This is a genomic window from Streptomyces sp. NRRL F-5755, from assembly GCF_001279365.1.
Taxonomy (GTDB): Bacteria; Actinomycetota; Actinomycetes; order Streptomycetales; family Streptomycetaceae; genus Streptomyces; species Streptomyces rimosus.
The window spans coordinates 66,134-79,307 of the sequence record NZ_LGCW01000161.1; the positions used below are offsets into that span (position 1 = coordinate 66,134).

At 72.8% G+C, this 13,174-nt stretch carries 14 protein-coding genes; 6 read left to right on the forward strand and 8 right to left on the reverse strand.

The window, feature by feature from the left end; translation table 11 throughout:
• Positions 1 to 7: 7 nt before the first annotated feature.
• Entirely contained in the window at positions 8 to 502 is a 495-nt protein-coding gene (locus ADK86_RS16260; RefSeq protein WP_234345890.1) for a carboxymuconolactone decarboxylase family protein, read from the forward strand.
• A 56-nt stretch (positions 503 to 558) separates the two neighbouring features.
• Here the strand turns inward: ADK86_RS16260 and ADK86_RS16265 are convergent, their stop codons facing one another.
• On the reverse strand, positions 559 to 1,368 hold the full coding sequence (locus tag ADK86_RS16265; protein WP_199834415.1) for a hypothetical protein: 810 nt from the start codon (positions 1,366 to 1,368) through the stop codon (positions 559 to 561).
• 38 nt (positions 1,369 to 1,406) lie between these two features.
• Positions 1,407 to 2,048, reverse strand: a complete 642-nt coding sequence (locus ADK86_RS16270; protein WP_053697223.1) for a TetR/AcrR family transcriptional regulator — start codon at positions 2,046 to 2,048, stop codon at positions 1,407 to 1,409.
• An 89-nt stretch (positions 2,049 to 2,137) separates the two neighbouring features.
• On the opposite strand from ADK86_RS16270, the gene ADK86_RS16275 reads away from it, so the two are divergent.
• Positions 2,138 to 2,881 carry a Clp protease N-terminal domain-containing protein gene (locus ADK86_RS16275; RefSeq protein WP_053697224.1) on the forward strand — a complete coding sequence of 248 codons (744 nt, stop codon included), beginning with the start codon at positions 2,138 to 2,140 and terminating at the stop codon, positions 2,879 to 2,881.
• A gap of 104 nt (positions 2,882 to 2,985) precedes the next feature.
• On the opposite strand, the gene ADK86_RS16280 is transcribed toward ADK86_RS16275, so the two are convergent.
• From ADK86_RS16280 to ADK86_RS16290, 3 genes are read right to left on the reverse strand one after another with little or no spacing between them, the layout of a single operon-like run.
• Positions 2,986 to 3,735 carry an isocitrate lyase/PEP mutase family protein gene (locus ADK86_RS16280; protein ID WP_053697225.1) on the reverse strand — a complete coding sequence of 250 codons (750 nt, stop codon included), beginning with the start codon at positions 3,733 to 3,735 and terminating at the stop codon, positions 2,986 to 2,988.
• On the reverse strand, positions 3,732 to 4,223 hold the full coding sequence (locus ADK86_RS16285; RefSeq protein ID WP_053697226.1) for a carboxymuconolactone decarboxylase family protein: 492 nt from the start codon (positions 4,221 to 4,223) through the stop codon (positions 3,732 to 3,734). The genes ADK86_RS16280 and ADK86_RS16285 overlap by 4 nt, the downstream gene beginning before the upstream one ends.
• Complete coding sequence (locus tag ADK86_RS16290; protein WP_053697227.1) at positions 4,223 to 4,699, reverse strand: carboxymuconolactone decarboxylase family protein; 477 nt, start codon at positions 4,697 to 4,699, stop codon at positions 4,223 to 4,225. Before ADK86_RS16290 ends, ADK86_RS16285 begins: the two co-directional genes overlap by 1 nt.
• A gap of 47 nt (positions 4,700 to 4,746) precedes the next feature.
• Here ADK86_RS16290 and ADK86_RS16295 point away from each other — a divergent pair, with 47 nt between their 5' ends.
• Complete coding sequence (locus ADK86_RS16295) at positions 4,747 to 6,174, forward strand: PLP-dependent aminotransferase family protein (RefSeq protein WP_053697228.1); 1,428 nt, start codon at positions 4,747 to 4,749, stop codon at positions 6,172 to 6,174.
• Here the strand turns inward: ADK86_RS16295 and ADK86_RS16300 are convergent.
• Complete coding sequence (locus ADK86_RS16300) at positions 6,148 to 7,050, reverse strand: hypothetical protein (protein WP_053697229.1); 903 nt, start codon at positions 7,048 to 7,050, stop codon at positions 6,148 to 6,150. The genes ADK86_RS16295 and ADK86_RS16300 overlap by 27 nt on opposite strands.
• A gap of 125 nt (positions 7,051 to 7,175) precedes the next feature.
• Between ADK86_RS16300 and ADK86_RS16305 the strand changes: the two genes are divergently transcribed.
• Positions 7,176 to 7,580, forward strand: coding sequence for a hypothetical protein (locus ADK86_RS16305; protein ID WP_030586459.1), 405 nt, complete (start codon positions 7,176 to 7,178; stop codon positions 7,578 to 7,580).
• Positions 7,581 to 7,659: 79 nt separating this feature from the next.
• Complete coding sequence (locus tag ADK86_RS16310) at positions 7,660 to 8,853, forward strand: glutathionylspermidine synthase family protein (RefSeq protein WP_053697230.1); 1,194 nt, start codon at positions 7,660 to 7,662, stop codon at positions 8,851 to 8,853.
• A gap of 23 nt (positions 8,854 to 8,876) precedes the next feature.
• Here ADK86_RS16310 and rocD read toward each other — a convergent pair whose 3' ends face one another.
• Positions 8,877 to 10,094 carry an ornithine--oxo-acid transaminase gene (gene rocD, locus ADK86_RS16315; RefSeq protein WP_053697231.1) on the reverse strand — a complete coding sequence of 406 codons (1,218 nt, stop codon included), beginning with the start codon at positions 10,092 to 10,094 and terminating at the stop codon, positions 8,877 to 8,879.
• Between the two features lie 250 nt (positions 10,095 to 10,344).
• Between rocD and glyA the strand changes: the two genes are divergently transcribed.
• Entirely contained in the window at positions 10,345 to 11,622 is a 1,278-nt protein-coding gene (gene glyA, locus ADK86_RS16320) for a serine hydroxymethyltransferase (RefSeq protein WP_053697232.1), read from the forward strand.
• Positions 11,623 to 11,647: 25 nt separating this feature from the next.
• Here the strand turns inward: glyA and ADK86_RS16325 are convergent, their stop codons facing one another.
• Positions 11,648 to 12,904, reverse strand: coding sequence for a cytochrome P450 family protein (locus ADK86_RS16325; protein WP_053697233.1), 1,257 nt, complete (start codon positions 12,902 to 12,904; stop codon positions 11,648 to 11,650).
• Positions 12,905 to 13,174: the final 270 nt, after the last annotated feature.

Below are 13,174 nucleotides of genomic sequence, written 5' to 3' on the forward strand. Positions count from 1 at the left end.
GACGAACATGATGCAGCTCCAGAACGTGGCCGCCGACCCTGCCGGTGAAGGTGCCGCCCAGGCCCCCCGCCTCGACTTCGCCCGCACCGCGCCCAAGGCGTTCAAGGCCCTCCTCGCCTTCGACAGCGCCGCCCGCGAGCACCTGGACCCGGCCCTCGTGGAACTGGTGCAGATCCGCGCCTCGCAGCTCAACAACTGCGCGTACTGCCTCCACATGCACACCACCGACGCCCGCAAGCGCGGGGAGAGCGAGGAGCGGCTGCACATGGTCGCCGTGTGGCGCGAGGCGCGCGGGTTCTTCACGGAGCGGGAACGGGCGGCGCTCGCGCTGACGGAGGCGGTCACCCGACTTGCCGACCAGGGCGTGCCGGATGAGGAGTACGCCCGCGCCGCCGGGCATTTCGACGACACGGAGCTCGCCGGTCTGCTCGCCCTGACCTTCGCGATCAACACCTGGAACCGGATCGCCGTCAGCACGGCCAAGACGCCGGGCACGGACTGAGGGGGCGGGAGATCGGGAGGGCGAGGGGGCGAGGGGCCCGGCGAGGCCGGACAGTGTCAGGCGCCGGTGTCCTCCGCGTCGCCGGAAGCGGCCCGGACCCGGCGCCACTGCTGCGCCTTGTCCTTCCCCTCCCGTACGACGATGCCCAGCGCGGACAGTTCGGTCCGCAGCTGCTCGGCGTCCTCCTTGTTGTCCTTCTTCAGGGCGTGCTCACGGGCCTTGAGGAGGGCATGGGCGGTCGCGGACAGGTCGGGCTGGCCCGTCACCCAGCGGCGGAAGTCGGCGGCGTACGGGTCGCCGTCCGGATGCCACGGGTAGCCGTGCCGCTGGAACGCCGCCGCGAACCGTTTGGCATCGAAGTCGCCGCGCAGGCGGGCCAGTTCGGTGGTGTCGTGGCCGAGCAGGACCAGGCTCTTGCCGTCCTGGAAGACCGCGGCCGTCGCGGCGCGCGGCACCGTGCGGGAGACGCGGTCCACGGTCAGTACGGCCTGCTCTGGGTCGATGACGGCGGTGACGTACTCAGACTCGGCGAAGAACGCGATCCCCAGGCCGAGCAGGACGCCGAGGATCACGGCACCGATCGACACCTGCGGTTCGGGTACGGACGCGACCAGCTTGAACGGCCCTTGCAGCGGCGCCCAGGGCAGCGAAGCCACCCAGCCCGCCGCCCGGCTGAGCAGCCACAGCACCACCGCTCCCAGTACGGGGAAACCGGCCCACAGAAGGGCGCGTTCGCCGGTGGAGGGGCCGACGGCGGTCCGGTCGGGGGAGAGGGAGGGCGAGGATGAAAGTGAGGACGGGGTCTTGGACAAGTCCTCGGGCGCATCCTTGGACGGGGCTTTGAAGGCCGGGTTGTCGGAGGACATGGGCCGGTTCTCCCTCGGGTGCGGGGCGGTGGATGAGGTCAGGGGTGTGACGGGGCGGGCCCGTCGGCGGGTTGCGCAGGCGCGCCGTACCGGTCCCGGCCGGTCAGCCAGGCGACGACCTGCCGTAGTTCGGCGGCGTGCGCCGCGGGGTCGAAGTCCGGTTCGCCCGCCGCGAGATAGGCGCCGTCGATCAGGCTCTGAATCCAGCCGGCGGCCCGTTCGGGAGGGAAGGCGAGCTGCCGTCCCGCCGCGGCGAGCCGCGTGGTCAGGGTGGTCAGGGCGGTCCGTATCTGCGCGCTGTCGGTGAGGACCATCCGGGCGAACTCTTCGTCCCGGTTGGCCTGGAAGACGGCCGCGGCGGCGAGGCCCGGCACCAGCGGGTCGGCGAGGTCGGCGAGCAGGTGGTCCAGGAGGAGGGCGAGGCCGTCGTCCGGCCGGTTCGCGGCGAGTGCGCGGGCGCACGCTTCGGCGTTGCGCGGCACATCGTCGCCGAACAGGGCGTGGAAGATGTCGCGCTTGGTCGCGAAGTAGTGGAAGAGCGTGCCGGAACCGATTCCGGCGGCGCGGCAGATACGGGCGGTGGACGTGCCGTCCACGCCGTGCGCGGCGAACTCCTCGGCCGCGGCGCGCAGGATGTGGGCCCGTTTGCGGGCGTGCTCTTCGGGGTTGACGGTACGCATCACCGCAATAGTAGAGCAGCCGCTCCACTAAAGCCATAGATCGTCAACCAGGGGTTGACGGTCATCCATCGTCAACTTACGGTTGACGCATGACGGAACCCACCCGCAGTACCCCTCCCATCCGCCTCGACGAACTGATCGAGACCATCAAGAAGGTCCACACGGACGCGCTGGACCAGCTCACCGACGCGGTACTCGCCGCCGAGCACCTCGGCGAGATCGCCGACCATCTGATCGGCCACTTCGTGGACCAGGCCCGCCGCTCGGGCGCCTCCTGGACGGACATCGGCAAGAGCATGGGCGTCACCAAGCAGGCGGCCCAGAAGCGGTTCGTGCCCAAGGCGCCCGGCGAGGCATCGGACCTCGACCCCAGTCAGGGCTTCGGCCGCTACACGGAGCGCGCCCGCAACGTGGTGGTGACCTCGCAGAACGAGGCCCACGCCGCGAGCAACGACCAGATCGGCACCCTCCACCTGGTGCTCGGCCTGCTGGCCGAACCGGACGGCCTCGCGGCGCGGGCGATCGTGGCGCAGGGCGTGACGCTGGACGCCGTACGGCAGCGCGTGACCGAGTCGCTGCCGCCCGCGGCCGGAAAGATGCCCGCGCTGATCCCGTTCGACGCGCAGGCGAAGAAGGCGCTGGAACTCACCTTCCGCGAGGCGCTGCGCCTGGGCCACAACTACGTCGGCACCGAGCACATCCTGCTGGCGCTGCTGGAACTGGAGGACGGCGAGGGCCTGCTGAACGGCCTCGGAATCACCAAGGAGGCGTCCGAGGCCGACATCACGGCGGCGCTGGCCAAGATCGTCGGGGAACGGGAAGAAGGGAAATGATCCCGGCCGGGCCGTTACGGCCCGGCCGTCAGCCCGTACGCAACTCCTCAGCCCGTACGCAACTCCTCAGCCCGTACGCAACTCCTCAGCCCGTACGCAACTCCTCAGCCCGTACGCAACTCCTCCGCCAATGCCCGCACCGCCCCCATCGCCCGCCCGTGCAGTCCGCCCCCGAATGTGACCCGGGACGCGCCCGCCGCGCCCAGTTCGCGCGGGGGCGGGCCGTCCGGTACGGCGAGGGCGTTGACCGGCAGCCCGATCCGGTCCGCCAGTTCCCGCAGGACCTGCGGCGGCGCGAGGATCGGATAGACGCAGTCGGCGCCCGCGGCGGCGTACCGCAGCCCGCGCCGCACTGCCTCCTCCACCTGTTCGGCTAGGTCCGTGCCTCCGGAACCGCACCTCCCGGGCAGGAACACATCAATACGAGCGTTGATCACCAGCTCGTCCCCGGCCGCCGCCCGGATCTCCGCCAGCCGGTCCGCCTGCCGACCGGCATCCGTGAGCGCCGCGCTGTGGTGATCACTGTCCTCGATGTTGCAGCCCACCGCCCCGGTGGCGGCGATGCGCTCCACCAGCTCCTTCGCGGGCAGCCCGTACCCGGCCTCCAGATCGGCCGTGACCGGCACCTCCACCGCCCGTACGATCCGGGCGACCGCCGCGAACATCTCGTCCGGCGGTGTGCTGCCGTCCGCGTACCCGAGCGCCGCCGACACCCCCGCGCTCGGCGTGGCCAGGGCGGGGAAGCCGGCCGCCGCGAAGACCCGCGCGCTCTCCGCGTCCCACGGACCGGGCAGCACGAGCGGATCGCCCGCCGCCCGGCCGTGGTGCAGGGCGCGCAGGGCCGCGGCGGTCACGCGCCGCCTCCGATGGGCTGCCGGATCGCGACGTTGATGCGGTTCCACATGTTGATGGTGGTGATCAGAGCGATGAGGTGGGCGAGTTCGCGCTCGTCGAAGTGCGCGGCGGCGCGCTCGTAGACCGCGTCCGGCACAAACCCTCCCCCAGCCTCCGGCCGGGGGGACCCCCACGTGAGGACGGTGACGGCCTCGGTGAGAGCGAGGGCGGCCTGCTCCTTGGCGGTGTAGTGCCCGGCGGCCTCCTCCCAGGCGTTGAGGAGGTAAATGCGCTCCTCGGACACCCCGGCCTTCCGCGCGTCCTTGACGTGCATGTCGAGGCAGAACGCGCAGTGGTTGATCTGCGAGGCGCGGATCAGGACCAGCTCGGCCAGGACGGGATCGCCCAGGCCCTTCTTCGCGGCGATGTGCGCGTTCAGCAGGGGCTGGTAGACCCCTGGAGCGAGCTTGTGGAAGGCGAGCCGGGCGGAGCCGGTGGCGGTCGTCATCACATCTGCCCCGGCGTCATACGGGTGGTCACGCCGAAGCGGTTCCACGCGTTGATGGTCGTGATCAGGGCGATGAGCTGGGCGAGTTCGGCCTCCTCGAAATGGGCGGCGGCGCGCTCGTAGACCGCGTCCGGCACGAAGCCGTCCGTCAGTACGGTGACGGCCTCCGTCAGAGCGAGAGCGGCCTGCTCCTTGGCCGTGTAGTGCCCGGTCGCCTCCTCCCAGGCGTTGAGGAGGTAGACGCGCTCCTCCGTCTCGCCCTCCTTGCGGGCTTCCTTGGTGTGCATGTCGATGCAGAAGGCGCAGTGGTTGATCTGCGACGCGCGGATCTTCACCAGGTGGACCAGCGCCGGGTCCAGCCCTTTCTTGGCCGCCGCGTCGAGCGCGACCATCGCCCGGTAGACCTCGGGCGCGTTGGGTGCGATGGAGATACGCGGGTGGTGGTGCCCCTGCCGGGGGGTTTCGTTCGTGGTCATGGCTGCGACGCTACGCCTGGATTGGCGCAGGGGTATGGTCCATTCGTATGGACGATCCGTGGGCCACTTTCGGCCGCGACCTGCACCTCGACCTCGCCGGCGGCGGCGGTGTCCGCGCCTCCCTGATGCGCGCCCTGCGGGAGGCCGTCCGCACCGGCCGCCTCGCCCCCGGCACCCGGCTGCCCTCCTCCCGCTCGCTCGCCGTGGATCTCGGCATCGCCCGTAACACCGTTGCCGACGCCTACGCCGAACTGGTCGCGGAGGGGTGGCTCAGTGCGCGGCAGGGGTCCGGTACTCGTGTCGCACGTCGTGCCGAGCCGCTGCGGCCTGCCCCGCCGGCCCGGCGTACCGCTCCTGCCCGGGTGCCCGACCGTCCGCGCTACGACCTGCGGCCCGGTACGCCGGACGTCTCCGCGTTCCCGCGTGCGGCGTGGCTGGCCGCGTCGCGGCGCGCTCTCACCGCGGCGCCCAGTGAGGCGTTCGGCTACGGGCCGTCGCTCGGCCGCCCTGAGCTGCGTGCTGTGCTCGCCGACTATCTGGCCCGCGCCCGCGGCGTACGGACCGATCCGGAGCGCATTCTGATCTGCACCGGGTTCATGCAGGGCCTCGGCCTGCTGGCCCGTGTTCTGCGGGACGCAGGTGTCCGGGAGATCGGCAGCGAGGCATATGGGCTGCACTTTCACCGTGAGGTGCTGACCCGCGCGGGGCTGCGCCCCGTCCCGCTGCCGGTGGATGAACGCGGGGCGGAGACGGGGCGGTTGGGCGAGCTGGCGGGCGTACGGGCTGCTCTTCTCACCCCGGCGCACCAGTTCCCCACGGGCGTACCGCTGCACCCCGACCGCCGGGCCGCCGTCATCGACTGGGCGCGGTCCACCGGTGGGCTGGTGCTGGAGGACGACTACGACGGTGAATTCCGCTATGACCGGCAGCCTGTCGGGGCTGTTCAGGGGCTTGATCCGGATCATGTCGCCTATCTCGGCACCGCCAGCAAGAGCCTCGCCCCCGCGCTGCGGCTGGCCTGGATGGTGCTGCCGGATCATCTCGTGGAACCGGTGCTCGCCCTGAAGAGCACGGGCGAGTGGCAGACCGGGGCGCTGGAACAGCTGACGCTTGCCGAATTCCTCGGCTCGGGCGCGTACGACCGGCATGTGCGCGGTATGCGGCTGCGGTACCGGCGCCGGCGTGATCAGCTCGTGGCCGCGCTCGCCGGGCAGGCGCCGCACATCCGGGTCAGCGGCATCGCGGCCGGGCTGCACGCCGTCCTCGAACTGCCGCCCGGCACCGAGCAGTCCGTCGTCCAGGCCGCCCGCTGGCAGGGCCTCGCGCTGGAGGGGCTGAGCGGTTTCGCGCACCCCGCGGCGGCGGGTGGCGGGACGCCGCGCGACGCCCTGGTCGTGGCGTACGGGAGACCGCCGGAGCACGCGTTCGCGGGAGCGCTGGAGGCGCTGCTACGGGTGCTCCCGCCCGTGCCGTAGACCGCTGGCGGCGGGCTCCGCCGCCACATCGGGAGGACCGGCCGCCCCCGGCACCGCCGGTGCCTCGCCGAAGCGCGCCAGTGCGAGCGCGCCCAGTACCGCCAGCGCGAACCCGGCGATGCCCAGCGGCGCCAGCCCGGACCGGGTGCGGTCGCCGAGCCAGAGGATGCCGACCAGCGCGGGCCCCAGCGTCTCGCCGATGACCATGCCCGCCGTGGCCGCCGTCACCGAGCCGCGCTGGAGGGCCGAGGTCAGCAGCAGGAAGGCCGCGCCGCCGCCGATCAGCAGGGCGTACGTGGCGGGGTTGGTGAGCAGGGGCGCGGGGGACAGGCCGGGGATCAGGCGTACGGCCACCTCTACGACGCCGAAGCCGAAACCGGCGCCGAGTCCCAGCACCGCTGCCCGCGCCCGGTCGGGCAGCCGCCCGGCCGGCGCTCCGCACGCCAGGATCGCCACCGCGACGGCCAGCACACCGAACCGCAGGCCGGTCGAGCCCGTGCCCTTCCCCTCCGCGCCCGAGGCGAGCCCCAGCATGGCCAGCCCGCCGCAGACCACCGCCACGGCCGTCCACTCGGCGCGGCTGAGCCGGACGTGCAGCAGCGGCACGGCGACGACCGCGGTCACGGCCAGGCTGGCGGCGAGGGCCGCGCCCACCGCGTAGATCGGCAGCGAGCGCAGCGCGACCAGTTCGAGGAGGAAGCCGCAGCCGTCCAGGGCCAGGCCGAGCAGATAGCGCCACTGGCGCAGGACGCGGAGCAGCAGTCTGGGGTCCACGCCGGATGCCGAGCCGGTTCCGGGCGCCGTGGCGCGCGCTGCCACCGCCTGGAGGACCGACGCCGTACCGAAGCAGACCGCCGAACCGAGCGCACAGAACATCCCAATCAGCACACAACGACTGTAGGCGGGCGGCCCGCCACGGGCCCGTTGCGGCCCACGGGGGCATGGCCTTTAGGCTGACCTGGCTGAAAACTGTTGCCACGGATGTACGGGGGAAAACAGGGATGGCGGAACAGACGAAGGCCCGGCGGCGGCTGCGGTCCAGCACGGTGGTCCTGGGCAGTATGGGCGCGCTCGCGGCGGCCCTCACCTCCTGCGGCTCGGAACCGGACAAGCGCTGCGTCGACCGGAACAGCTACGACGCGGTCAAGGGCTACCGGGTCATCGACTCCAAGGCGTGCAGGAGCGGAAGCGGATCGAGCGGCACCGGCAGCACGGGCGGCACCGGATCGTCGGCCGGCAAGAGCGGCAAGAACACCGGCACCGCCGGGCGCGGGCAGAAGAAGGTCGACGGCCAGTGGTACTACGGCTCCGACGTGAGCGGCCGGTACGCCGACTCCGGCACCTTCAGCCACAGCACGGCCGTCAACCGCGGCGGCTTCGGCTGCTCCGGCTCCAGCGGCGGGTGAGGGCGGTGCGAGCGGAACGGGCCTCGGCCCGGGTGGCGGCGTTGCGTACGGGAAAGACCCCGCACCGAGGGGCGGCCACGTGAAGCGGCACACCACGCAGCCCCGCCCCGGCTGGCAGCAGACCGTAGAGGCCCAGGGCCTGATCTACCCGCTGACCCGCTACCCGGACGACTCGCTGCGCCCGTACTGGGACGAGAGCGCGTACTACTCCTTCACACTGCCCGAGGTCGAGGCACTGGAGGAGGTCGTCGAGGAACTGCACAGCATGTGCCTGGCCGCCGCCGCGCACATCGTCGAGCACCGGCGCTTCGCCGACCTCGGCATCGAGGACCCGCGGCTGGCGGAGCTGGTCGCCGAGTCGTGGCGGCGGCGGGACGAACTGCCCACACTGTACGGGCGGTTCGACCTGCGGTACGACGGCACGGGCCCGGCCAAGATGCTGGAGTACAACGCCGACACACCGACCTCGCTGGTCGAGGCGGCGGGTCCGCAGTGGTTCTGGATGGAGGAACGATTCCCCGGCGCCGACCAGTGGAACTCGCTGCACGAGCGGCTGGTCGAGGCGTGGCGCAAGCAGGCCGGGCTGCTGCCGCCGGGCGCGCCCGTGCACTTCGCGCACTCCGCGGGCGACGAACTGGGCGAGGACCTGATGACCGTCGCCTACCTGGAGGAGACGGCACGGCAGGCCGGGCTGGAGACGGTGGCGATACCGGTCGAGGAGATCGGCTGGGACAGCCTCTCGGGCCGCTTCGTCGACCAGCGGCTGCGCTTCATCCGGGCCTGCTTCAAGCTCTACCCGTGGGAGTGGCTGGCCACCGACGCGTTCGGCCCGCACGTCCTGGACACCCTCGACAACGGCGGCGGCACCGGCACCACCCTGTGGATCGAACCGGCCTGGAAAATGCTGCTCTCCAACAAGGCGCTGCTGGCGATCCTCTGGGAGCTGTACCCGGGCCACCCGAACCTGCTGCCCGCCTACCTTGACGGGCCGCGCGAACTGGCGGACGGGCCGGGCGGGCCCGGGTACGTGGCCAAGCCGCTGCTCGGCCGCGAGGGCGCCGGCGTCACCGTCCACCGGCCGGGCGCGGCCCCCGTCGTACGCGACGAGCCGTGCTGCTACCAGGAGTTGGCCCCGCTGCCCGACTTCGACGGCAACCGGGTGGTGCTCGGCGCGTGGGTCGTCGAGGACGAGGCGGCGGGGCTCGGCATCCGGGAGTCGGCGGGACTGGTCACGGACGAGTACGCGCGGTTCCTGCCGCACGTGATCCTGTGAGGCGCGCCCCGTAGGGCACGCAGTCAGCCCTCCAGCACTGCCCGCAGCTGGTCCAGCCCCCAGTCCAGGTCGTCCTTGCCGATGACCAGCGGGGGCGCCAGCCGGATCGTGCTGCCGTGGGTGTCCTTGACCAGCACGCCGCGCTCCATGAGCCGTTCGGAGATCTGTCGGCCGGTGCCCAGGGCCGGGTTGATGTCGATCCCGGCCCACAGGCCGCGCCCGCGCACCGCGTCCACCGCGCCGCCGCCGGTCAGCAGCCCCAGCTCGTGGTGCAGGTGCTCGCCCAGCTCCCGGGCGCGCTGCTGGTACTCGCCCGTGCGCAGCATCGCCAGGACCTCCAGCGCCACCGCGCAGGCCAGGGGGTTGCCGCCGAACGTCGAGCCGTGCTCGCCCGGCCGGAACACGCCCAGCACCTCGCGCGAGGAGACCACCGCCGACACCGGCACGATGCCGCCGCCCAGCGCCTTGCCGAGCACGTACATGTCCGGCACCACGCCCTCGTGCTCACAGGCGAAGTCGGTGCCGGTGCGGCCCAGGCCGGACTGGATCTCGTCCGCGATGAACAGCACACCGCGCTCGCGGGTCACCTCCCGTACGCCCGGCAGGTATCCGGGCGGCGGCATCAGCACGCCCGCCTCGCCCTGGATGGGTTCGAGGAGCACGGCGACCGTGTTCTCGTCCACCGCGTCCGCCAGCGCCGCCAGGTCGCCGTACGGGACGATCTCGAAGCCCGGGGTGTACGGACCGTAGTCGGCGCGCGCCTCCGGGTCGGTGGAGAAGGAGATGATCGTGGTCGTGCGGCCGTGGAAGTTGTTGTCCACCACGACGATCTTCGCCCGGCCGTCCGGGACGCCCTTGACCCGGTAGCCCCACTTGCGGGCGGTCTTGACCGCCGTCTCGACCGCCTCGGCGCCGGTGTTCATCGGCAGCACCATCTCCATGCCGCAGAACTCGGCGAGCCGCGCGCAGAAGTCGGCGAACCGGTCGTGGTGGAAGGCGCGCGAGGTGAGGGTCACCCGCTCCAGCTGCGCCTTGGCCGCGTCGATCAGCCGGCGGTTGCCGTGGCCGAAGTTGAGCGCCGAGTACCCGGCGAGCATGTCCAGGTAGCGCTTGCCCTCCACGTCCGTCATCCAGGCCCCCTCGGCGGAGGCCACGACGACGGGGAGCGGGTGGTAGTTGTGGGCGCCGTGTGCCTCGGCGGCGGCGATGCTGCGTTCCGTGGACGTCGTAGGGGTCACCATTGACTCCGTTCGGTATGCGGGCGATCCCGGGCGAACAAATCCCGTTGGCCGGACGGTATGCGAAGAAAGGTTGCGCCGCACACCCCCCGTTAGACTGGCCTCGCGCATCGCGACTGGCGTACGGGGAAGTGACCTCGGGGGAACGGTGCGCGGCCGTCGCGCGACGGCCCGCCACGAGGTGCCGCCCTGCCTGGGCACCCGGGGAGCACGACCGGAAAGCCGCACGAAACCGATCGCCCCGGAGGACCCGATGAGCCGTCCCCTGTCCCACCCCGCCCTCGCCGCCGCCGACCCCGAACTGGCCGCCCTGGTCGGCGCCGAAGAACGCCTCCAGGGCGAGACGCTGCGCCTGATCCCCTCCGAGAACTACGTCTCCACCGCGGTGCTCGAAGCCACCGGCACGGTCCTGCAGAACAAGTACAGCGAGGGGTACGCGGGCCGTCGCTACTACGAAGGCCAGCAGAACATCGATCGTGTCGAGCGGCTGGCGATCGAGCGCGCCAAGGCCGTCTTCGGCACCGAGCACGCCAACGTCCAGCCGTACTCCGGCTCGCCCGCCAACCTCGCCGTCTACCTGGCCTTCGCCGAGCCCGGCGACACGGTCATGGGCATGTCGCTGCCGATGGGCGGCCACCTCACCCACGGCTGGGGCGTCTCGGCCACCGGCACGTGGTTCCGCGGCGTCCAGTACGGCGTACGGGCCGACACCGCCCGTATCGACTTCGACGAGGTGCGCGACCTCGCCCTCAAGGAGCGCCCGAAGCTGATCTTCTGCGGCGGTACGGCCGTGCCGCGCACCATCGACTTCGCCGCCTTCGCGGAGATCGCCCGCGAGGTGGACGCCGTCCTGGTCGCCGACATCGCGCACATCGCCGGGCTGATCGCGGGCGGCGCCCACCCCTCGCCCGTACCGCACGCCGACGTCATCTCCACCACCACCCACAAGACGCTGCGCGGCCCGCGCGGCGCGATGCTGATGTCCCGCGAGCGGTACGCGAAGCCGCTGGACAAGGCGGTCTTCCCGGGCCTGCAAGGCGGCCCGCACAACCACACCACCGCCGCCATCGCGGTCGCCCTCCACGAGGCCGCGCAGCCGTCCTTCCGCGACTACGCGCACGCCGTCGTCGCCAACGCCAAGGCCCTCGCCGAAGAACTGCTGGCCCGCGGCTTCGACCTGGTCTCCGGCGGCACGGACAACCACCTCATCCTGATGGACCTCACGCCCAAGGAGGTGCCCGGCAAGATCGCCGCGAAGGCCCTGGACCGGGCCGGGATCGTGGTCAACTACAACACCGTCCCGTACGACCCCCGCAAGCCGTTCGACCCGTCCGGCATCCGCATCGGCACCCCGTCGCTGACCTCCCGCGGCCTGGGCACCGAGCACATGCCGCAGATCGCGGACTGGATCACCCGGGGCGTCACGGCCGCGGGCGCGGGCGACGAGGACGCGCTCACCACGATCCGCGCCGAGGTCGCCGACCTGATGAGCGCCTACCCGGCGCCGGGGCTGGTGGCCGACGCGTCCTGACCGGGTGCCGGGGGAGGCGGGCCGCTCATCCGTGGTCCGCCGCTCCGCGGTCCCGACCCGGCCGTACGGGAAGCTCCGCGACGCTGTTGCCCACGAACGTGGGCAGCGGCCGCAGGTCCGCCTCCGGCACGGCCAGGTCCAGGTCCGGGAAGCGGGTGAACAGCGCCCGCAGGGCGGTCCGCGCCTCCAGGCGGGCCAGCGGCGCGCCCGGGCAGACGTGCGGCCCGTGCCCGAAGGACAGGTGCCGGGCGGCGGGCCGCCGCGTCACGTCGAAGCGGTCCGCGTCCGGCCCGTACGCCTCCGGGTCGCGCCCGGCCGCCGCGTACGAGGCGAGCACCGGCGTCCCCCGGGGGATCACCGTGCCGCCGACGTCCAGGTCCCGGGTCGGATAGCGGAACGGGAAGTGGGCCACCGGGCTGTCGTGGCGCAGCGTCTCCTCGACCACGTCCGCCCAGTCCGCCCGCCCTTCGCGGACCAGGTCCAGCTGGTCGCGGTGGGCGCAGAGGGCCCGTACCGCGTTGGTGATCAGGTTGAGCGTGGTCTCGTGCCCGGCGACGATCATCAGCAACAGGGTGCCGGTCAGCTCCCGTTCGCTCAGGCCGCCGGGCTCCTCCCGCTGCGCGGCGATCAGCGCGCTGGTCAGATCGTCGCCCGGAGCCGCGCGGCGGGCCGCCACCACCTGCCCGAGCACCGCGATCAGCTCCCGGTTGGCCGCCAGCGCCGCTTCCGGGCCGATGGCGGTGCTCACGACCAGCCCGGACAGCTCGTGCAGCCGGTCGCGGAACTCCTCGCCCACGCCGAGCAGTTCGCAGATCACGCGCATCGGCAGCGGATAGGCGAAGGCGTGCCGGAGATCGACCGTGCCGTCGCCCGCCGCCAGACGCGCCAGCCCGTCCAGCAGTTCCGCGGTCAGCCCCTCCACGCGCGTACGCAGCTCCGCCACCCGCCGGGGTGTGAGCGCCCTGGCGACCGGCTCCCGCAGCCGCCGGTGATCCGCGCCGTCGGCCGTGGTCATCCCGTCCACGGTCGCAAAGGTCGCCAGCGGCCAGCCGGGCGGGATACGGCCCTCGCGCAGCGCGGTGAAGTGGCGGGCGTCCTTGGCCACTTCCGGATGGGAGAGGAAGTCGCGCAGGGCGTGGTGGCGGGTGACGGCGTAGCCGGGGACACCGCCGGGGAGCAGCACGGGGGCGGCGGGGCCGCGGGCCCGCAGGCGCGCGTCGGCGGTGCGCTGATCCGGCGTGGCGGGGTGGAGCGGGCAGGGCGAGTCGTCGGCTTCGGCCATGGGCTCACCGTTCCAGGTGTGGGGTGGCGGGGCCAGGGTTCGTGCGGGCTGGGCCGGATCGTGGGCGTACGGGCTCGGCGGCCCGGGGCCAGGGGCGTACGGGGCCGGCCGGACCATGGACGTACGGGCCCGGCCGGGACCAGGGACGTACGGGTCCGGCACCGGCCCGCCCCCCGGTATGCCTGGCCCCTCCTCGTGCGCCCGGCCCGGCGCCCCCGTACCCGCCCGGACACCCTCCGTGCCCCGCCGGGGCACCCCCGTGCCCCCGCC